13 protein-coding genes are annotated in these 21,087 nt (G+C 74.1%); 7 read left to right on the forward strand and 6 right to left on the reverse strand.

What is annotated here, in order from left to right:
* Nucleotides 1-258 precede the first annotated feature (258 nt).
* A complete protein-coding gene (locus tag OG753_RS20655) occupies nucleotides 259-795 on the reverse strand; it encodes a MarR family winged helix-turn-helix transcriptional regulator (protein WP_030292304.1) in 537 nt (178 codons plus the stop codon).
* A gap of 125 nt (nucleotides 796-920) precedes the next feature.
* Here OG753_RS20655 and OG753_RS20660 point away from each other — a divergent pair, with 125 nt between their 5' ends.
* A complete protein-coding gene (locus tag OG753_RS20660) occupies nucleotides 921-2,234 on the forward strand; it encodes an MFS transporter (RefSeq protein WP_327266843.1) in 1,314 nt (437 codons plus the stop codon).
* Between the two features lie 72 nt (nucleotides 2,235-2,306).
* On the opposite strand, the gene OG753_RS20665 is transcribed toward OG753_RS20660, so the two are convergent.
* Together OG753_RS20665 and OG753_RS20670 are read right to left on the reverse strand one after the other, a co-directional pair.
* Nucleotides 2,307-4,112, reverse strand: a complete 1,806-nt coding sequence (locus OG753_RS20665) for an ATP-binding SpoIIE family protein phosphatase (protein ID WP_327266844.1) — start codon at nucleotides 4,110-4,112, stop codon at nucleotides 2,307-2,309.
* Between the two features lie 135 nt (nucleotides 4,113-4,247).
* The gene (locus OG753_RS20670; RefSeq protein ID WP_383196928.1) at nucleotides 4,248-5,666 is read right to left on the reverse strand and encodes an NAD(P)/FAD-dependent oxidoreductase; all 1,419 of its coding nucleotides are present in this window, start codon (nucleotides 5,664-5,666) and stop codon (nucleotides 4,248-4,250) included.
* Nucleotides 5,667-6,004: 338 nt separating this feature from the next.
* On the opposite strand from OG753_RS20670, the gene OG753_RS20675 reads away from it, so the two are divergent.
* Entirely contained in the window at nucleotides 6,005-6,778 is a 774-nt protein-coding gene (locus OG753_RS20675) for a TetR/AcrR family transcriptional regulator (protein WP_405789546.1), read from the forward strand.
* A gap of 167 nt (nucleotides 6,779-6,945) precedes the next feature.
* On the forward strand, nucleotides 6,946-8,928 hold the full coding sequence (locus OG753_RS20680; RefSeq protein WP_405789548.1) for a sigma-70 family RNA polymerase sigma factor: 1,983 nt from the start codon (nucleotides 6,946-6,948) through the stop codon (nucleotides 8,926-8,928).
* On the opposite strand, the gene OG753_RS20685 is transcribed toward OG753_RS20680, so the two are convergent.
* The gene (locus OG753_RS20685) at nucleotides 8,915-12,277 is read right to left on the reverse strand and encodes an AfsR/SARP family transcriptional regulator (RefSeq protein ID WP_405789550.1); all 3,363 of its coding nucleotides are present in this window, start codon (nucleotides 12,275-12,277) and stop codon (nucleotides 8,915-8,917) included. The genes OG753_RS20680 and OG753_RS20685 overlap by 14 nt on opposite strands.
* Before the next feature lie 26 nt (nucleotides 12,278-12,303).
* Nucleotides 12,304-12,810 (reverse strand): MarR family transcriptional regulator, encoded by a 507-nt coding sequence (locus OG753_RS20690; RefSeq protein ID WP_327263226.1) that lies wholly within the window; start codon nucleotides 12,808-12,810, stop codon nucleotides 12,304-12,306.
* Between the two features lie 153 nt (nucleotides 12,811-12,963).
* Here OG753_RS20690 and OG753_RS20695 point away from each other — a divergent pair, with 153 nt between their 5' ends.
* On the forward strand, nucleotides 12,964-14,217 hold the full coding sequence (locus OG753_RS20695) for an MFS transporter (protein ID WP_405789552.1): 1,254 nt from the start codon (nucleotides 12,964-12,966) through the stop codon (nucleotides 14,215-14,217).
* A gap of 107 nt (nucleotides 14,218-14,324) precedes the next feature.
* Here OG753_RS20695 and OG753_RS20700 read toward each other — a convergent pair whose 3' ends face one another.
* Nucleotides 14,325-16,514, reverse strand: coding sequence for an asparagine synthase-related protein (locus OG753_RS20700; RefSeq protein ID WP_405789554.1), 2,190 nt, complete (start codon nucleotides 16,512-16,514; stop codon nucleotides 14,325-14,327).
* 630 nt (nucleotides 16,515-17,144) lie between these two features.
* Between OG753_RS20700 and OG753_RS20705 the strand changes: the two genes are divergently transcribed.
* The 3 genes from OG753_RS20705 (at nucleotide 17,145) to trmB (ending at nucleotide 21,079) form a co-directional block, all read left to right on the forward strand.
* A complete protein-coding gene (locus tag OG753_RS20705) occupies nucleotides 17,145-18,866 on the forward strand; it encodes a sporulation protein (RefSeq protein WP_405789556.1) in 1,722 nt (573 codons plus the stop codon).
* Nucleotides 18,867-18,910: 44 nt separating this feature from the next.
* Nucleotides 18,911-20,143, forward strand: a complete 1,233-nt coding sequence (gene lhgO / locus OG753_RS20710) for an L-2-hydroxyglutarate oxidase (protein ID WP_327263230.1) — start codon at nucleotides 18,911-18,913, stop codon at nucleotides 20,141-20,143.
* Between the two features lie 189 nt (nucleotides 20,144-20,332).
* A complete protein-coding gene (gene trmB / locus OG753_RS20715; RefSeq protein WP_327266845.1) occupies nucleotides 20,333-21,079 on the forward strand; it encodes a tRNA (guanosine(46)-N7)-methyltransferase TrmB in 747 nt (248 codons plus the stop codon).
* Nucleotides 21,080-21,087: the final 8 nt, after the last annotated feature.

The following is a 21,087-nucleotide window of genomic DNA, read 5'->3' on the forward strand; positions in this document are numbered from 1 at the left end:
GGCCTGACTCCCAGTCAGCGGGGTTTGCCTTCCGGGCTGTTGGGCCCTTCCGACTCCCGAACTCTAGTGGATTTCCCCGGCGATTCATAATCGGCCTTCGGAAATGAATTCGGGCACGCCGAATTCGTTCCCAGTGGGAGATCGTGCTGAGTTGGGTGCCGCAACGAGGCGGCGGGATTCGTTGTCGCCGAAACCTTCCGGCTCAGGGACAACTCGAAGAACCTTACGGATCCACGGGGCTGGTGTCAACCCCGGTGGTCAGCTGGGTGACTGGAGGTCTTCCACGCGGTCCAGCAGGCGGGTCAGCATGTCGCCGAGCACCCCGCGCTCCGCGGTGGAGAGGTCCTGGAGGAGGTCCTCCTCGAAGACCGTGGCCGCGCGCATCGCGTCCAGCCACTTGCTGCGGCCCTCGTCCGTGAGCTCCACGATCACGCGGACCCGGTTGGACTCGTCCCGTTCGCGGGTGACCAGGCCCTCCGCCGTCATGCGATCGATCCTGTGGGTCATCGCCGCCGGCGTGAGGCCCAGCTGCTTCGCCAGTTCGCTCGGGCCCATCCGGTACGGGGCTCCGGAGATGACGAGGGCCTTGAGGACCTCCCACTCCGCGTTGCTGATGCCCAGCGCCGCCGTCTGGCGGCCGTAGGCGACGTTCATACGTCGGTTCAGGCGGCTCAGTGCCGAGACGACCTTCTCCACCTGGGGGTCCAGGTCCTGGAACTCACGCTGATAGACGGCGATCTGTTCGTCGAGGCTCGGCTCGTGGACGGGCGCAGTGCCGTCGGGGGTGTCACCCATGGGTCGAAGTATCGCACGAGCCCGTTGGCATCTAACTCCTTCGATGTGTACTGTTAAGGCTTGAAGTTTAGGTATGAAGTCTTCAGGCTTCAGGTCTCAAAGGCAGGTGAGAAGTGACCAAGGTGATGGGCGCTGCGATGCGGCGGATCCAGGCCGGGAACGCGCTGACCGCGTTCGGCATCGGCTTCACGGTTCCGTTCCTCTACATCTATGTGGCGCAGGTGCGAGATCTGGGTTCCATGGCCGCCACGTGCGCGTTCGTGGCCTTCGCCCTGGGCGCCCTCGTCGCGCTGCCCTTCACCGGTCGGGTCATCGACCGACGTGGTCCGGTGCCCGTGGTCATCGGGGCGGCGGTCACCGCCTCGGTCGGTGCGCTCTCGCTCGGGCTCTCCTCCGGCATCGCGCCGATCCTGCTGTCCGCCCTGGCGCTCGGCGCCGGGCAGGCCGTGATGCAGCCGGCGCTGGCCACGATGATCGTGTGGTGTTCCACGCCGTCCACCCGGACCCGTGCCTTCGCCCTCCAGTTCTTCATGCAGAACCTGGGGCTGGGCATCGGCGGTCTGCTCGGTGGCCAGATCGTCGACGAGAACCGGCCCGGCAGCTTCACCCTGCTGTTCGGCATCGAGGCCGTGATGTTCCTGGTGCTGGCGGGGGTCATCCTCAGCGTGCGGCTGCCGCACGTGCCGACGATCAAGGACGCCATGCCGAAGGACCCGTCCCAGGCGGGCGGCAGCGGCTGGAAGCGGCTGCTCCGGCACAAGGCCATGGTGCAGCTGTGCGTGCTGGGCTTCGTGGTGTTCTTCGCCTGCTACGGACAGTTCGAGTCGGGTCTGGCCGCCTTCGGTACCGAGGCCGCCGGGATCTCCCCCTCCACCCTCGGTTTCGCGCTCGCGGCCAACACCGGCGCGATCGTCGTCGCGCAGTTCGTGGTGCTGCGGCTCGTCGAGAAGCGGCGCCGGTCGCGTGTGATCGCGCTCGTCGGGCTGATCTGGACCGTGGCGTGGGTCATCGCCGGGTTCTCGGGTCTGGGGCACGGCAGCGCCATGATGGCCGCCGCCGCGTTCATCACCACGTACGCGCTCTTCGGCATCGGTGAGGCCATGCTGTCGCCGACCCTGGCCCCGCTGGTGGCGGACCTGGCGCCGGAGGGCTCCGTGGGGCAGTACAACTCGGCCTTCGCGCTGGTCAAGCAGATGGCGCTGGCCCTGGGGCCGCTCGGGGTGCCGCTCGGTGCGGGTGTTCCGATGCTCTACATCGGGGTCTTCGTACTCGTGTCGCTCGGGATCGCCGCCCTGGCGCTGCGGCTCGGCAGGCGGCTGAGCCCGATGCAGGACAACCCCTGGATGGCGAGCAGGGTCGTGGCTCAGGGCGGTCCGGCCGTCGTGGCGAAGGAACCCGCCGTCGCCGGGGCCGTCGCCGTGGAGCCCGTGCACGCGTAGGTACGTACGTATATATGTGCGGGCAGCAGGAAGGCCCCGGTCCTCGTGGACCGGGGCCTTCCGCGCGTCCGGCTACTTGTCCGGCAGGGCGAACTCGCACCAGACGGCCTTGCCGCCGCCCGGGGTGCGGCGGGAGCCCCAGGAGGAGGCGATCGTCGCGATGATCGAGATGCCGCGGCCGGTCTCGTCGGCCGGTTCCGCGCGGCGGCGGCGCGGGAGGTGGTCGTCCCCGTCGGTTACCTCGATGATCAGCCGGCGGTCGGTTCGGCGCAGGCGCAGGTGCATGGGCGGGGTGCCGTGCTGGAGGGAGTTCGCGACGAGCTCGCTGGCGGCCAGGACGCCGAGGTCGCAGAGCTCGACGGGGAAACGCCAGGAGGCGAGGACGCCCTGGGCGAAGGCGCGGGCGCGCGGGGCCGCTTCGATGCCGCCGAGGAGTTCGAGTGCGGCGTTGTGGAAGAGCTCGGCGTCCGATCCGGTGCGGGCGGGCTGCTGCAGGACCATCACGGCGACGTCGTCGTCGTGGTCGGCGTCCACGCCGAGGGCGCGCATCAGACGGTCGCAGATGACGGCCGGGGTGCCCTGGGCGCCGGAGAGGGCGCGTTCCAGGGCGGCGACGCCCTCGTCGATGTCCTCGCCGCGGCGTTCGACCAGGCCGTCGGTGTAGAGGACGGCGGTGGAGCCGGGGCCGAGGGCGATGGTGCCGGAGGTGTGGAGCCAGCCGCCGGTGCCGAGCGGCGGGCCGGTGGGGTCGGCGGCTCTGCGTACGGTGCCGTCCTCGTCGCGGACCAGGATCGGGAGGTGGCCGGCGGAGGCGTACGCGAGCAGGCCCTCGTTGGGGTCGTGGACGGCGTAGACGCAGGTGGCGATCTGGCTGGCGTCGATCTCGGCGGCGAGGCCGTCGAGGAGCTGGAGCACCTCGTGCGGGGGCAGGTCCAGGCGGGCGTACGCGCGGACGGCGGTGCGCAGCTGGCCCATGACGGCGGCGGCGCGGACCCCCCGGCCCATGACGTCCCCGATGACCAGGGCGGTGCGGCCGGCGCCGAGGGTGATGACGTCGTACCAGTCGCCGCCGACCGCGGCCTCGGTGCCGCCGGGCTGGTAGGTGGCGGCGACGCGCAGGTCGTCGGGCTGCTCCAGCTCCTGCGGGAGCAGGGAGCGCTGGAGGGTGACGGCGGCCTCGCGCTGGCGGCGCTCACTGGCGCGGAGCCGGTCGACGGCCTCGGCGTGGTCGGTGACGTCGGCGAGGTGGATCAGGACGCCGGTGCGGTCGGTCTCCGTGTCGTTCCCGTCGCCGGTCTCGCTCTTGGCCGTGGGGAACTCGACCGGGGTGCAGGTGACGGTGTACGTGCTGCCGCCGCCCGGTGCGGCGCGGTTCTTGGCGGTACGGGACTTGCCGCTGCGCTGGACCTGGTCGAGGAGCGGGAGCAGGCCGAGCTCGCCGAGTTCGGGGAGGGACTCGTGCGCGGGGGCGCCCGAGGTGCGGGCGCCGAAGCCGGCGGTGTAGGCGTCGTTGACGTAGGCGACGCGGTGCTCGGGGCCGTGGACGAGGGCGATCAGGGCCGGGAGCCGGCCGAGGACCTCGCGTACGGAGAGCTCGTCGAGGGAGGGCACGGCGGTGAGGACGCCCGTCCGCGGGGACGGGGCCGCGGTGGTGCCTCCGCCGCTGCCGCTGCTGCTTCCGGTCCCGGAGACCGTGGGGTCGGCGGGGTGTCCGTCGCCGGCGGGCGCGGGCCGCTCGGCTCCGGGGTCGGCGCGGCCGCCGCGGGCTGCCGGGACCGCGCCTTCACCCCGCTTGGCCTGGGCGGCGGCGTGTTCGGACCGGGCGGCGGCGCGGCGCTGCGTTCCGGGAAACCGGGCGCTCCAGCGCGTGAAGTTCACTGCGTTCAAGCCTCGTGGTGTCGCGAGTGGTCGCTGTGTCGCTCGTGGGCGGTCGCTGACTGGACGATGTCACTCTGTGCAGGGGTGAGCCCACCTATGGTCACACGTCCAGTGTGGTCGACCGCACTGACAACGTCAGCCCTGGCCGTTCTGCGGGGGGTTGGGGGCGGGGGGCGGGGGTGGGGGTTTGTGGCCGCCGCCTGCAGCCAGTTCGAATTCTGCCCTGGGGTGTTCGAGGGAACCCAGGGAGACGATCTCACGCTTGAAGAGGCCTGAGAGGGTCCATTCGGCAAGGACGCGCATTTTGCGGTTGAAGCTCGGAACGCGGCTGAGGTGGTAGGCGCGGTGCATGAACCAGGCCGGGTAGGCCTTGAGCTTGCGGCCGTAGATGTGGGCGACGCCCCGGTGGAGGCCGAGCGAGGCGACGGAGCCCGCGTACTTGTGGGCGTATTCGGTCAGGACCTCGCCGCGCATGGCGGCGAGGAGGTTGTCGGCGAGGACCTTGGCCTGGCGGACGGCGTGCTGGGCGTTGGGGGCGCATTCGCGGCCCTTCTCGTCCGCGGTGATGTCGGGGACCGCGGCGGCGTCGCCCGCGGCCCAGGCGTGCTCGACCCCTTCGACGGTGAGGAAGGAGGTGCAGGCCAAGCGGCCGCGTTCGTTCCTGGGGAGGTCGGAGGCGGCCAGGACGGGGTGGGGCTTGACGCCTGCGGTCCACACGACGGTGCGGGTGGGGAAGCGGGCGCCGTCGCTGAGGACGGCGACGCGGTTCTCGCAGGATTCGAGCCGGGTCTCCAGGCGGACGTCGATGTTGCGGCGGCGCAGCTCGCGGACCGTGTAGACACCCATCTCGGGGCCGACCTCGGGGAGGATCCGGTCGCTGGCCTCGACGAGGACCCACTTCATGTCCTCGGGCTTGATGTTGTGGTAGTACCGCGCCGCGTAGCGGGCCATGTCCTCCAGCTCGCCGAGGGCTTCGACGCCCGCGAAGCCGCCGCCGACGAAGACGAAGGTGAGGGCGGCGTCGCGGAGGGCGGGATCGCGGGTGGAGGAGGCGATGTCCATCTGTTCGATGACGTGGTTGCGCAGGCCGATGGCCTCTTCGACGGTTTTGAATCCGATGCCGTAGTCGGCGAGTCCCGGGACGGGGAGGGCGCGGGAGATGGAGCCCGGGGCGAGGACGAGTTCGTCGTACTCCATCTCGATGGGACCGGCGCCCTCGTCGGCGGTGGCGAGGGTGGTGACGGTCACGGTCCGTTTGGCGTGGTCGATGCGCTGGGCCTCGCCGATGACGATGCGGCACTTGCCGAGGACGCGGCGCAGCGGGACCACGACGTGGCGGGGTGAGATGGCGCCCGCGGCCGCTTCGGGGAGGAAGGGCTGGTAGGTCATGTAGGGCTCTGCGGAGACCACTGTGATCTCGGCTTCGCCGGCTCTCAGCTTTCTCTGGAGGCGGAGCGCCGTATACATGCCGACGTAGCCGCCGCCGACGATCAGGATGCGCGTACGGGGCGGGGTACCGGGGTTCGTGCCCCGGGAGTTAGCAGCCTTCACCATCCCATGACGCATCGTGGCCGGGAGTTTGTCCACAGGCCCGACAGATTGTGTGACCGGAGGTGGTGGTGGGGCGGGGTGGAAGAGGACCTCTGGTTGTGGCAGGAGTGCGCAGGTCAGGCCGCCCGGAATGGCAGATTCCGGAGGCACGGATCGGAAAAGTGGGGGTGAATGCTCCGATCGGGGGGTGCTCCGTCCGGGGCTGCCTCTTCTGAATTGACTCTGGCTCAACTATGTTCGTATCTCGTCGAGGAGTAGGACCGGGCCCGAGACCGTGGCCCCCTCGGCGTGAAGGCGGGGAGTGTCTCCGGGGGGAGACAAATGATTACCGGGGGATACATATGAACATTTCCGATTTCCATGGTTCCGCGACCACGCTCTCGGTCGAGAGCAGCGGACGCGGCATCGCGGGCGGCACCACGCACGGCGTGGGCCGCTCCACGCCGCTGCGCGTCGACGCCCAGCGCAACCTCGAGCACGTCCTGCGCGCTGCCCGGGAGGTATTCGGCGAGCTGGGCTACGGCGCTCCGATGGAGGACGTGGCGCGTCGCGCCCGGGTCGGTGTCGGCACCGTGTACCGGCGTTTCCCGAGCAAGGACGTCCTCGTGCGGCGCATAGCCGAGGAGGAGACCGCTCGGCTGACCGAGCAGGCCAAGGCCGCTCTGGGGCAGGAGGAGGAGCCGTGGCAGGCGCTGTCGCGCTTCCTGCGCACCTCCGTGGCGTCCGGCGCCGGGCGGCTGCTGCCGCCGCAGGTGCTGCGGGTGGGCTCGACCGTCGAGGACGAGGCCGAGGAGGCGGAGGCCGCACGGGTTCCGCACCAGCGGCAGGCCATGGCCGGCGCCGGGACCCTCGACCTGCGGGTCGTGGGCACGCGCGCGCCGATCGAGGACGAGCCCTCGGAGGACTCGGGTGCGGGTGCGCTGCTCGAGGTCGTCGGCCGGCTCGTGCACCGGGCGCGGGAGGCCGGTGAGCTGCGCACCGATGTCACGGTGGCCGATGTGCTGCTCGTGATAGCGACGGCGGCGCCCGCGCTGCCCGACCCGGCGCACCAGGCGGCGGCTTCGACCCGGCTGCTCGACATCCTGCTCGAGGGGCTGCGGTCCCGGACGGTGTGACGGTGTGACCACGGCGGCCGGACCGCGCTTCGGCGAGTGCCCAGTTGGGCGATTCGCCGAAATGTGCCCGGATGAGTGGATGGTGCGCAGAGGGGTTCGATGCCCGTCCCCCGTGTGACACGCTGGATCGGTGTACCGGTTGAGTGTGTCGTGCGGGAGTCTCCGCGATGAGCGTTGACGGTCGGGAAGAGCCACTCGGTGGCGGCGGCAGCGAGGTCGAGGCGGGCAGTCTGCCCGCCCGGCAGGTGCCGGCCCAGCGCGGCCCGGGAGGGCGGCACGCACGCTCCTCGGACTCCGCCGGACCCGGCAGGCTCGGTGGCCTCGGCGGTCTGCGTGGCCTCGGTGGCGAACTGCCTCCGTCCGACGGAGACTTGATCACCCGGATGCGAGGGGGTGACGACGGTGCGTACGAAGAGCTGTTCCGTCGTCACGCCGACTCCGTGCGCCGCTACGCGCGGACCTGCTGCCGGGACGGGCACACCGCCGACGATCTGACCGCCGAGGTGTTCGCGCGGACCCTGCAGGCGGTACGGGGCGGGGCCGGACCGGACCAGTCGGTGCGGGCCTACCTGCTGACCACCGTGCGCAGGGTCGCCGCGGCATGGGCGAAGACCGCAAGGCGGGAGCATCTCGTCGAGGACTTCGCCCTCTTCGCCGAGCAGGCCTCCGCGGGTACGGAGAGCGGGGCGGTCCTGTCCGGACTGTCCGGGGGCGACACGCTCGAACTGGGCGCGGACGTCCGGGCGATGCACGAGGCCGAGCAGTCGCTGGCCATGCAGGCCTTCCGCAGCCTGCCCGAGCGGTGGCAGGCCGTGCTCTGGCACACCACCGTGGAGGAGGCGTCGCCGAGTGCGATCGCGCCGCTTTTCGGGCTGAGCGCCAACGCGACCGCCGTGCTGGCCAGTCGGGCCCGGGAAGGGCTCAAGCAGGCGTATCTGCAGGCCCATGTGAGTTCGGCGCTGAGCGAGGGCGGCGACTGCGCGCGATACGCGGACCGGCTGGGCGCCTATGCCCGGGGCGGGCTGCGGATGCGGGCGGAGCGGGGACTGCGGGGGCACCTGGAGGAGTGCGTGAAGTGCCGGCTGGCCGCCGGGGAACTCCAGGATGTCAACGCGGGCATTCCCGCGCTGCTTCCGGTCGCGGTCATCGGGTGGTTCGCCGCCGGGTACGCGGGCAAGGTCGCCGGGGTGCTGGCAGGTGGGGCCGTCGCCGCGGGCGGGGCCGGAGCCGCGGCCGCCGCCGGTGGCGGGTCGACCGCGGGAGCCGGGACGGCCGGGGCCGCCGGTGGTGGGGCCGCCGGGGCGGGCAACGGGGCAGGGGGCGCCCTGGCTGCCGAGGGGCTCGGGCTGCCGGCCAAAGCCGCCATCGCCGCCGGGATCGCGGTGGCTGCGGCCGCCGGGGTGGTGTTCGCGCTGGCCGGCGACGACGCCGCGCCGCAGGCCCGGGCCAAGCCCGCGCCCACGGTGGCCGCGCCCGCGGTACCGGATGCGCCCGCCGCGCCGTCGGCCGAGCCGGAACCGCCCGCGCGGGAGGCACCGGTGGCGCGGGGGGCCGTACCTCCGCGGCCTGCTCCGACGCCCTCGGCCCGGGCCTCGGCCGCGCCCTCTCTCCCGCCCTCCCCGTCGCCCTCCCCCAGCCGGGAGAAGCCCTCGCCCACGCCGTCCCCGGACAGACCCTCGCCGAAGCCGACACCGCCGCCGCCCCCGCAGCCCGCGCAGGGCTTCCCGCTGGCCGCTCTGCCCCACTCGGCCTACGGGGACCACCGCGGCCCCGAGCTGGAGACCTGGCGCAGCGGCTGGGTGTGGCAGCGCCGGGGGCTGGAGGTGGGCGGCCGGCGGTTCGCGCACGGGATCACCGTGAACTCGCGTTCCTCGGTGGAGATCGCCCTCAACCGGCAGTGCACGAGCTTCTCGGCGCAGGCCGGGGTGGACGGGCTGTCGCTGTTCACCGACACCCCGGTGCGGTTCTCCGTGTACGCCGACGGGCAGCGGCTCTGGCAGTCGGCCGCACTCGGCCACGAGGACCCGCCGGCGGCCGTGCAGGTCCCTCTCGCCGGACGCAAGACGCTGCGGCTGGTGGTCGAGAGGGCCGGGCCGGGCAGCCTGCCGACGCTGGCGAGCTGGGCCGACGCAGTGATCAGCTGCCGGTGAGGACCGTGGTCAGCGTCGCGGCGAACGCGGCCGGGGTGAGGGCCGCGCCGGCCCGCTCCTCCCGGCCGTAGCGGTCCTGGCCGAGCACGGCGCGGGTCCGCTCCGGGAGGCCCTCCACCGCGGCGTTCTCCGGAACCGAGCGGGGATGTCCCGCGCGCCAGACGGTGGCCGCCGCGAGGGCCCGTACGGCCTCGGCGGGCCGGTCGGCGTCGGCCAGCAGCAGGGCCGCCGCCTCGGCCATGCCGGCCAGGATGCGCTCGGCGCACCGGGCGTCGACGGCGGCGGCGAGGGCGGGCCCGATCCGGGCCAGACCGGCGGCCGGACCCCGTTCGCGGCCGGTGAGGACGGCGTCGACGGTGTCCAGCCCGGCCGTGAGCTGAGCGGGCACGGTGAACCGTTCGGCCTCGGCGCGGGCCCGCTCGCACTCCTCGCGCGCCCGGGCCGCGTCGCCCTGCTGGAGGGCGAGGAGGGCGGAGAGGAGCCGGGCGAAGGTGCTGACGTCGTACACCCCGCCGTACCGGTCGGTCTCCTGACGGGCCTCCTCCAGCAGCTCGGCGGCGCCCTCGGTGTCCCCCGCGCGGTAGGCGGTATCGGCGATCCGGGCGATGGCGAAAGGTGCCTCGACGCGGGCCCCGACCTCGCGGGCGAGGCGCAGGCACTCCTCGAACTCGGCGCGGGCGTCGGCGTACCGGCCGCGCGAGAGGGCGACCTCCCCGGCGGCGCTCGCCACCTGGGCGCAGGTCCAGCGGTCTCCGACGCGCCGGGCGATGTCGTGCAGCTCGGCGAGGTCGGCGTCGACGGCGGCCAGGCCTCCGGTGATGTCGATGGTGACGTGGGTGCGGAGCATCAGGACCATGCCCAGCTCCCACTCACCGGCGTGGACGCGGCAGTTGGCGACGGACCGGTCGAGGTCGGCGTGGAATTCGTGGGGGGTGCCGGAAAGGAAGGTCGTCGCGGGCCAGAGCATCCCGGGGAAGAGGGTGGTCTCGGGGGAACCGTGCCGGAAGGTCTCCTTGATGCGGACGGCGAGGTCCCGGTATCCGGGGGTGCGGAACTTCTCGGCGGAGTTGCTCTCCGCGAGCAGGAACATGTCGAGGACCTGCAGGCGCATGTGGCGCCAGTACGCCGGGGAGCCCTCGGGCGGGATCCGGGAGGTGAGGGCGAGGACCCGGGTGGTCCACTCGGCGCCCTCGGCGCGGTAGTTGCGCAGCCACCAGAACCAGCCGAGGGCGAAGACGAGGCGCTCGGCGACCTCGGTGTCGCCGTGGCTGTCACTGTCGCTGTCGCTGTCGGGGTCCTGGACGGTGGTGGTGTGGAGGGCGGCCCGGAGGTTGTCGAGCTCGGTCTCGACGCGCCGGATCCAGGGGAGCTGGGCGGCGGAGCGGATCAGGGGTTCGGCCCCTTCGGCGAAGGCGAGGTAGTGGGCGGTGTGACGGCGGGCGGTGGCGCGGGCGTCGGCGGGGTGGGCGGCGGCGCGCTCGGCGGCGTACTCGTGGATGGTTTCGAGCATGCGGTAGCGCATGCCGTGGCCCTCGTCCGGTTCGGCGAGGACGAGGGACTTGTCGACGAGGGAGCCGAGGACGTCGGCGGTGTCGTACGGGGTCCCGTCGTACGGGGTCTTGTCGCGCGGGTCGGCGCAGACGGCCTCGGCGGCGTCCAGGTCGCAGCCGCCGGCGAACACGGACAGGCGGCACAGGACGGTGCGCTCGGGCTCGTCGAGGAGGTCCCAGGACCAGTCGACGACCGCGCGCAGGGTCTGCTGGCGGGGCAGGACCGTACGGGCGCCGCTGGTCAGGAGCCGGAAGCGGTCGTCGAGCCGGTCGGCGATCTGGCGCGGGGTGAGCAGCCGCAGCCGCGCGGCCGCCAGCTCGATCGCGAGCGGCAGACCGTCGAGGCGGGCGCAGATCTCGGTCACGGCGGCGGGGTCTTCGGCGGGGCTGAAGCCGGGGCGGGCCGAGGCACCGCGGTCGGCGAAGAGCCGGTGGGCGGGATCGGGCGGCAGGGGCTCGACGGGGCGGACGGTCTCCCCCGGGACGCCGAGGGGTTCGCGGCTGGTGGCCAGGATCCGTAGGCCGGGGCAGTGCGTGAGGAGGAGCTCGGCGAGCTCGGCGGCGGCTCCGATGACGTGCTCGCAGTTGTCGAGGACGAGGAGCAGGCGGCGGTGGGCGCAGTGTTCGACGAGGCGGGCGGCCGGGTCGGTGGCGGCCGCGGTCGGGGCCTCGCGGGCGACGAGGGAGCTCTCGCGCAGGCCGAGGGCGCTCAGGACGGCGCCGGGCACGGCGGCGGGGTGGTCCAGGCGGGCGAGTTCGACGATCCAGGCGGCTTCGGGATGGGCCGCGGCGGCGTGTTCGGCGAGGCGGGTCTTGCCGGAACCGCCGGGGCCGGTGAGGGTGACGAGGCGCAGGCGGGCCAGGTCGGCGCGGAGGGCGGCGAGTTCGGGCTCGCGGCCGACGAAGGAGGTCAGACGGGGGCGGAGGTTCCCGCGGGTGGCCGGCTCGGGGCGGGGCGGCGCCGGGGTCTCCGACTGCGGCTCCGGCTCCGGCACCGGCTCCGGCTCCGGCTCCGAGTGCGGCAGCGGCAGCGGCAGCGGCGGCATTGGCTCCGACTGCGACCGCCGCGGCTGGAGGAGTTCCGCGTGCAGGGCGGCCAGTTCGGGTCCCGGGTCGGTGCCGAGGGCGTCGGCGAGGACGCGGCGCGTGCGTTCGTACGCGGCGAGGGCGTCGGCGGGACGGCCTGCGGCACGCAGGGCACGGAGCTGCTGCGCGCGGAGCGTTTCGTCGTACGGGGACTCGTGGAGCAGTGTCTCGATCTCCGGCAGGAGTGCGGCCGGGTCGGTGGCGCCGCTGCGCAGGTCCGCCTCGATGCGGTGGCGGAGGGCGCCGGAGCGGCGGGCCTCGGCCGCGGCCGCATGGGCGGCACGGGCGGGCTCGGGCAGGTCGGCGAAGGCGGGGCCGCGCCAGAGGGCGAGGGCGGTGCGCAGGGTCCGGGCGGCGGCGGCCGGGTCGTCGGCCAGTTCCTGGCCGCCCCGGGCCGCCAGCAGCTCGAAACGGTGCAGGTCGACGTCATCGCGGGCGGCGGCCAGGAGGTAGCCGCCGGTGGCGGCCAAGTGGACGGTGTCCCGGCCGCCGAGGGTGCGGCGCAGCCGGGCGACGAGGGCCTGGAGGGCGGCGGGGGCGTCCTGGGGCGGGTCGTCGCCCCAGACGTCGTCGACGAGTTCGGCGACAGAAGCCGGTCGGCCGGCCCGCAGGGCGAGGGCGGCGAGGAGCGCGCGCAGACGGGCGCCGCCGACGGGGAGGAGGGCGTCGCTCTGGTCGCGCGCCTCGGTGACGCCGAGGATGAGATACCGCACCCGCCAATTCTGCCCCGCGGCCGGGCTCAGGTGATCGAAGTGTCCCCGTTCGCCTCCAGCAGGGTGCGCAGGGCCTCGGCGACCGTGGCGCAGGTGGCGGGGTCGATCGGGGCGAGCAACTCGGCGTACTGGCTGAGGTGATCGGTGATCAGCGACTCGGTGAGCGCGAGGCTCTGTTCCGTGAGGCGGATGCGGACCGTGCGGCGGTCCTTCCCGTCGCGGACCCGCTCGACCAGGCCCTTGGTCTCCATGCGGTCGATGCGGTTGGTGATCGCGCCCGAGGTCACCATGGCGGCCGGGATGAGGGCGCCGGCGGTGAGCGCGTACGGAGGTCCGGACCGGCGGAGGGTGAAGAGGATGTCGAGCTCGCCGACCTCGAGATCCCGTTCGGCCGCGAAGGCCTTGAGGTGCCGGTCGATGATCCGGTTCATCCGCTGAATGCGGGCCAGCACCTCGACCGGCCACAGGCCGGCCGCCAGTTCGGGGCGTTCGGCCGCCCACTGGCCGACGATCGCGTCCACTGCGTCACTCATGTCGCGTCCTCATCCTCGTGCGTCTTCTCGTCTCGTCCACGCCCCCGAGAAGGATATCTCAACGTTGAGACACTTGACGTTCAGAGAACTGCTCTGATTTTATCTCAACGTTGAGATTCTGAGCATTGAGATGGATCGGAGCGGGCACCCCTCATGACCACGACACCGACGCCGACACCGACGGCAATAGCGACAACTACGCCTACGACCACCGCCGGCCGCGCCGGCGGCCGGTCCGGCCCGGTCCCCGTCCTTTGGCTGGCGCTGCTGGCCACGCCCGTCGCCGCCGCGGCCAACGCACCCGTCCTGATCCTTCCGGACATGGCCGGCTCCCTCGGGGTGGGCACCTCGACCGCCGCCTGGCTCGTCGCCGCCTTCGCCTGGGCGATGGCCGTCTCCATCCCTCTGCTGGCCGGCCTCCTGCGCCGCCGCGGCCTGGCGCCGGTGCTCCGGCTGGCCAGCGCCCTCCTCGTCGGCGGAACCCTCCTCGTCGCCGCGTCCCCCTGGCTCCCGCCGATCCTCCTCGGGCGGGCCGCCCAGGCCGCCGGCGGCGCCGGTCTGGTGGCGGCCGCGATGAGCCTGGCCGGTTCGGCCCGCCGGATGGGCGTCATCAGCGCGGGCTTCGGCATGCTCGGCGCGACCGGCCCACTCCTCGGCGCCCAGCTCTCGCACACCGTGTCGTGGCGGCTCTCGCTCTCGGTGTCCCTGGTCTCGCTGCTGGCGGTGCCCGCGGTGGCCAAGTACGCGAAGGCCCCGGCGGCCGCCCCGCAGGGCAGGTTCGACACGCGCGGCGCCGCGCTGCTGACGGTGCTGGCCACGGCCCTGGTCCTGCTGCCCCACGCCCCGGCCGTCGCCCTCGGCTCCGCGGCCCTCGCCGCCGCGCTGCTCGCGCTCCACATACGGCGGCGCCCCGAGGGCTTCGTCCCGGCCGCGCTGATCCGCAGGCCCCTCTTCCTCGGCTCCGCGCTGCTGGCGCTCGCGCTGTCGACCTCGTACTTCACCCTGCTGTTCGCCGTACCGCGGCTGGTCTCGGACCGCGCGGGCTGGGACACCGGCGCGGCCGGGGCCGGTCAGCTCGTGGCGCTGCTCACCGGCTCCGCGCTCTCCTGGCTGCTGGCGGCGGGCTCGGCGCGCATGGGCCGGGTGGCCGTACGCACCGTGCTGGTCGGGATCGGCGTCCTGGCGGCGCTGACCGCGGTCTTCGCGAGCCACGGGCCGCTGCTGCTGCTCGCCACCCTGGGCGGCGTGTTCGGTGCGACCGGCGCCAACGCCGTGCTGTCGACGCACGCCGCGTCGAGCGTCCCCGACGCCCAGCGCCCCACGGCCATCGGCCTGTTCACCCTCTGCTACCAGCTCGGCGGCGCCTTCGGCCCGGCGATCGCGACCGCCCTGGTCCTCGGCTCCTGAACCGGGGCGCCCGGCCCGAGGCGGCCGGCCCTGAACCTCGGCCCGGCGGCATCACGACACCGGCATCACGACACCCGCATCACGACACCCGCATCACGACAGCGGCGTCACGACAGCGCAGGGCGGTGCACCGGGACTCCCTCCGGCACCGCCCGCCTTCGCGCCGTGGAGGTCCCGGTCCAGCAGGTGCCGCGCCGGGCCAGCAGGCGGCGCAGCCACAGTTCCATGGAGACGAGCTCCGCCAGCCCGTCCAGGGGGACCGGGCGCCCGTCCGCCGCGTCGAGCAGCGCCTGGCGCACAACCCGGGCCTCGATCAGGCCGGCGTCCGCGAGCAGCGGCGACGCGAACAGGTCCAGCAGGTCGCTCAGCGCGGCGCGCAGCCCCAGCCGGGTCGCGGTCTCGTTCGGCATCCTGTCCGTGACGCCCCAGCCCGGCGGGAACTCGCGCACCCCGGCCGAGGACAGGACCGTGCGCAGGATCGCGGCCCGGGCCCCGGGCTGGACCCGCAGCGACTCGGGCAGGGCGCGCGCGGCCCGGACGACCTGGTTGTCCAGGAAGGGGGCGTGCAGGCGCTGGCTGCGGACCTCCACGGCCTGCTCGAAGACCCGGTGGTCGGCGGCGTGGCGGGCGAGCAGTGAGCGGGCCCGGGCCTCCCCCGGCCGCAGCGACAGCGGCGGGCGGCCGGCCGCGGCCGTCAGACGGATCGATACTTCCGCCAGCGCCTCCCCCGTGAGCCAGCCGGCCGCCGGGCCGGGCCGGGACCAGGTCAGGGCGGCGAGGGAAGCGTCCACCGGACCGGTGGAGCGCTCAGGGACCCCGCCCTCGCGGAGCCGGGCCGCGGCGGCCTCCATGCCCGCGCGGTACGTCGTACGGGCAAGTCTTCGGGCCGCCGAGTACACGGTGAGCGGGACCATCAGGGACTCCCCGGAGGCTCCCGAGGCGGAGGCCGAACGGGCCAGCGCGGCCACCGGGCGCAGCAGGTGGCGGCGCCGGCGGTCCATCAGGAGGTCGGCCATGCGGGCCGGGTGGGCGTCGAGGACCTGGCGGGCGCCGTGCCCGGTGAAGTGGTCGGCCGAGCCGGCGGCCAGCCGGCGCCGCTCGCGGGCGGCGAAGACGAGCGAGGGGCCGGGCTCGTCGGTGAGCGGTCCGTCGAGTTCGGCGTACGGGAGTGCTTCCTCGGCGGCGGCCACCACGACGTGGTGCAGGCGCGGGTCGGCCGCGATGGCCCTGGCCCGTTCCAGTTCGGCCTCGCGCCCCTGCGGGGTGGCCAGGTCGTTGAAGGTGACGGCCAGCAGGCGCGCCCCGGCGGGACTCAGCAGGGTTCCCGGGGCCCCGGGCAGGCCGGCCGCCAGCAGGGCCAGCGTCGCGGACGCGCTGCCGCCGGAGAGGTCGGCGCCCACCCCGGGGGCCGGGGCGCCGCGGGCGGCCCGGCGGTCGGCGGGGCCCATTCCGGGCACGGGGCCGGGATCGTACGGCGGCAGGGTGTCGGGAGCATGCCGCGGAGCCGTGAGCCGGGCGCGCACCGCGTCCACCAACGCTTCCCGTACGCCCTCCACCGCGCGCTCGGCGTCGGCCTCGGGGGCGGCCACGGCGAGCGAGGCGACCTGCTCGTAGCCGGTGATCTCGCGGGAGCCCTCGCGCAGGATGAGCGCGTGCCCGGGCGGGATGCGCCGGACCCCGGCGTACGGTGTGCCGTCGCCCAGCGCCTCGGGGCTGTCGGGGCAGGCCAGCAGGGCCGCGAGGTGGCCGATGTCGAGCTGTGCCTCGATCAGGTCGGCGAGGGGGAGGGCGGCGGTGGCGTACGCGGTGCCGCTCGCCCAGGGGGTGTAGAAGACGGGCCGGGCGCCCGCGAGGTCGCCGACGACGGTGATGCGGCGGCCGGCCTGGACGACGGCGGTGTAGCTGCCGGACCACTGGGTGAGGTGGCGCAGGGCGCCGCCGCGGGCGGCGTAGAGCGCGCGCCGCAGTTCGGCGTCGGTGGCGCCGCAGCAGCCGAGGACGGCGAGCCGGGTGAAGGGGTCGGCGGGGTCGGCGGTGACGGTGCGGATCTCGTCGGGGCGCCAGTCGCCGACGGCCCAGAGGGGGTCGGGGTCTCCCCAGAGCAGTTGGGCCCCGACGGGGTGGACGGTGCGTTCCGCGTCCGCGCCCGGGTCGCCCGGGTGGGCGGCGTCCGCGATGCCGCCGCGCAGGGGCGCACCACTGTCGCCGTATCCGCCCTGGCCAGGGCCTTGGCCGGAGACTCGTCCGGCCGTGCCGAAGCTCGCGGCGATACTGCTCCAACCCACCAACCAGCGCACCGCCGCCTCCCCAGCCTGTGGGCACATGACCGGGGCACAGGCAGCACGGACGGCGCAGAGCGCGCGGCCGCGGGACCCCGGGTGGCTCGGGGTCCATGCTGCCACGGGACAGGCGTGCGAGAGTGGTTAAAGGGGGCGCACACGCAAACGAACACGCCCCGGCAACGCGGTATTTGGCGTTCCGTTCCCACCGCCCCATAGGTCGCTTTCAGCCATTCTTCGGCCGCCGGAAGAGCCGTCACGGGCTGCCGGCACCCGGCGCGGGGGCGCGGTCCGGGAGGCGGAAGCCACCCCCCGGACCGTTCCGCCACCCGCGGGGATTGAGGCAGCGGCGTCCCCCGGCCCACCCGGTCCACGCAGCGGGCCGACCCACGCACCGCACATCGAATCGCCGGGTCCCGGGACCGGCCAGAGCGCACGGACGGGCGCACGGCCACACGGGCGGAGCACGCGATGACACGTGCGCCCCGGCGCCGGGGTCGGGGCCGACTGTGCAAACGGACAACAATCCCGCCATACGGAAGTAAGGGCCTTAACGCTTGGGAGGCGGGGAACTACGCTGGGTTTACGAAATGCCGGGCGCCTATGCCCCGGCGGCGTCTGCGTTCCGCGTGTGACGAGGGGTGGCGCATGTCCAGGGAGCTCCGCGAGCCCAATGAAAAGCTCGGCGCCGTCCTCGCCCTCGCGGGCATCAGCAACGCCGGGCTGGCCCGGCGGGTCAACGACCTCGGCGCACAGCGCGGCCTGACGCTTCGGTACGACAAGACGTCGGTGGCCCGTTGGGTGTCGAAGGGGATGGTGCCGCAGGGCGCCGCCCCGCATCTGATCGCCGCCGCCATCGGCGCGAAGCTGGGGCGGCCGGTGCCGCTGCACGAGATCGGGCTGGCGGACGCGGACCCCGCGCCCGAGGTCGGTCTCGCCTTCCCGCGCGACGTGGGCGCGGCGGTGCGCTCGGCCACCGACCTCTACCGGCTCGACCTCGCCGGACGGCGCGGCGGCGGCGGGATCTGGCAGTCGCTCGCGGGCTCGTTCTCGGTGGCGGCGTACGCGACGCCCGCCTCGCGCTGGCTGATATCTCCCGCCGACAGCTCGGTGGCCCGGGGACCGGCGGGCTCGGCTCCGCACCTCGCGCCCCACCGTCCGGCGGACGACACCTCCGCGGCGCACGAGCCCGCGGCGCAGCACTCCATGGTCCAGAGCCCCTTATCAGCGACCCCCTCGGCTCACGACGGGCCGGCGCACGGGGCGACGGCACCGGGTCCCCGGCCCTCCCCGGAAGGCCGCACGACCGGACCCGCGACGGGCCCGATGACCGGACCGGTGACAGGGCCGATGACAGGGCCGGGAGCCGGACCGGGAGGCGGATCCGCCACAGGCCCGCCGTCCACCGTTTTGCCCGCCCAGCCCGGGCCCGAAACGCAGCGCGACCACGCTCAGCGCGTGGGCCACAGCGACGTGACGAAGCTGCGCGAGGCCGCCGAGGACGCCCGCCGGTGGGACTCCAAGTACGGGGGCGGGGACTGGCGTTCGTCGATGGTCCCCGAGTGCCTGCGGGTGGACGCGGCGCCGCTGCTGCTCGGCTCGTACACCGACGAGGTGGGCCGCGCGCTGTTCGGCGCGACCGCCGAACTGACCCGGCTGGCCGGGTGGATGGCCTTCGACACCGGCCAGCAGGAGGCCGCCCAGCGCTACTACATCCAGGCGCTGCGGCTCGCCCGCGCGGCCGCGGACGTACCGCTCGGCGGCTACGTACTGGCCTCGATGTCGCTGCAGGCGACCTACCGGGACTTCCCGGACGAGGGCGTGGACCTCGCGCAGGCGGCCGTCGAGCGCAACCGCGGCCTGGCCACCGCCCGCACCATGAGCTTCTTCCGGCTGGTGGAGGCACGGGCGCACGCGAAGGCGAGCGATCCGGTGGCCGCGGGGGCGGCGCTGCGGGCGGCGGAGGGCTGGCTGGAGCGGTCGCGGGAGGGCGATCCGGATCCGACCTGGCTCGGCTTCTACTCGTACGACCGCTTCGCGGCGGACGCCGCGGAATGCTACCGGGACCTCAAACTGCCCCGGCAGGTGAGGCGTTTCACCGAGCAGGCACTGTCGCGGCCCACCGAGGAGTACGTACGGTCGCACGGGCTGCGGCTGGTCGTGAGCGCGGTCGCCGAGCTGGAGTCGGGCAATCTCGACGCGGCGTGCGCGGCGGGCACCCGGGCGGTGGAGGTGGCGGGCAGGATCTCCTCTGCGCGGACGACCGAATACGTACGGGACCTGCTGCACCGGCTGGAACCGTACGGGGACGAGCCGCGTGTGGCGGAGCTGCGGGAGCGGGCCCGGCCGCTGTTGGTGGCGCCGGCGTAGGACCCGTCTTCGGGGGGCCGCGTGGCCGCGTTGTCGGTGCCGGGGTGCAGTATGCAGGGGTGGGAGGTGTCAGCGTGGGTGGCGGCGTGGACTGCGATGTGCTGGTGATCGGCGGCGGAATCGTCGGCCTGTCGACGGCGCATGCCTTGTCGCGCCTGGCTCCGGGGACCAGGGTGGTCGTCCTGGAGAAGGAGCCGGGTCCGGCCCGGCACCAGACGGGCCGCAACAGCGGGGTGATCCACAGCGGGATCTACTACCGGCCGGGTTCGCTGAAGGCGCGCTTCGCGGTGAGCGGGGCCGCCGAGATGGTCAAGTTCTGCGCGGAGCACGGCATTGCGCACGAGGTGACGGGCAAGCTGATCGTCGCCACGGAGCGGGAGGAGCTGCCGCGGCTGCACGCCCTGGTCCAGCGCGGCCGGGAGAACGGCATTCCGGTGCGCGAGCTGGGCCCGGCCCAGATCACCGAGTACGAACCGGAAGTGCAGGGGCTGGCCGCGATCCACGTCGGCAGCACCGGGATCGTGGACTACGGCCGGGTGACCGCCCAGCTGGCGGAGTCCTCGGGCGCGGAGATCGTCTACGGCGGCGCGGTCGACCTGATCTCCCGGCGCGCCTCGGCGGTGGCGGTCCGCACCACGTCCGGCCTGGTGGTCAGGGCGCGCGTGCTGGTGAACTGCGCGGGCCTCCAGTGCGACCGGATCGCCCGCATGGCCGGAGACGACCCGGGGATGCGGATCGTCCCCTTCCGTGGCGAGTACTACGACCTCGCGCGGCCGGACCTGGTCAGGGGGCTGGTGTACCCGGTGCCCGACCCCGCCTTCCCCTTCCTCGGGGTGCACCTGACCCGGGGCATCGGCGGCGGCGTCCACGTCGGTCCCAACGCCGTTCCCGCGCTGGCCCGCGAGGGCTACGCCTGGTCGACGGTGCGGCCCCGCGACATCGCGGACGAGCTCGCCTGGCCGGGATCCTGGCGGATGGCCGCGCGGCACTGGCGGTACGGGACGGGAGAGATCCACCGTTCGCTGTCGAAGCAGGCCTTCACCCGGGCGGTACGGCGCCTCCTGCCGGCCGTCACCGCGGCGGACCTCCACCCCGCCGCGGCCGGGGTGCGCGCCCAGGCCGTGCTGCGCGACGGCACCCTGGTGGACGACTTCCTGATCCGCGACGCCCCGCGCACGGTCCACGTCCTCAACGCCCCCTCGCCCGCCGCGACCGCGTCCCTCCCGATCGGCCGGGAGATCGCCGCCCGCGCGCTGCGGACCCTCGGCTCGGCCTGAACCGCTGCGGCGGGACCCGGGCCGCGGAAGGCCGGCGGGGCCGCCGGGCCGGGCTGCCCGGGTGTGTCCCGGGAGCTGCTCGCGCAGCGACTCCCGGACCCCCCGTCGTAGAATCAACGCATTGTGTCTGAGTCCCTGAACCCCCAGTCGCCCCGCCTCCCGGACGCCGCGCCGGAGGCGAACTCGTACGTGCCGCCCAAGTGGCGCACCGAGCCCCGCTTCCCCGACGGGCCCTCGCCCGACCCGGCCGGCTCGCACCACGAGCGCCGGATCCGCAGCTTCCAGCCCCGCCGCAGCCGGGTCACCACCGGCCAGGGCGAGGCCCTGAAGCGGCTCTGGGGCACCTGGGGCCTGGACATCGACGGCCACCGGGTCATCGACCTCAAGGAGCTCTTCGACGGCCTCCCCGTCGTCCTGGAGATCGGCTTCGGCATGGGTGAGGCCACTGCCCAGATGGCGGCCGACGACCCCGGCACCGGGATCCTCGCCGCCGACGTGCACACCCCCGGGCAGGGCAACCTGCTCGCCCTCGCCGAGCGCGGCGGGATGAGCAACATCCGGGTGGCCAACGGCGACGCCATCATCCTGCTCCGCGAGATGCTGCCGCCGGACTCACTGGCCGGTATGCGCGTGTACTTCCCGGACCCGTGGCCCAAGGCCCGCCACCACAAGCGCCGGCTGATCCAGCCCGACTTCCTCACCCTGGCCGCAACCCGCCTGGCGCCCGGAGCCGTACTGCACTGCGCGACCGACTGGGAGCCGTACGCCGAGCAGATGCTCGAAGTGCTCACCGCACACCCGGACTTCGAGAACACCCGGCCCGACGGCGGCTTCTCCCCGCGTCCCGAGTTCCGGCCGCTCACCCGTTTCGAGGGCCAGGGCCTCGACAAGGGCCACCTCGTACACGACTTGCTCTTCCGTCGCACGGAGAACTGACAACGTCA

It is taken from the genome of Streptomyces sp. NBC_00029, from assembly GCF_045160505.1.
In the GTDB taxonomy this organism is placed as follows: Bacteria; Actinomycetota; Actinomycetes; order Streptomycetales; family Streptomycetaceae; genus Streptomyces.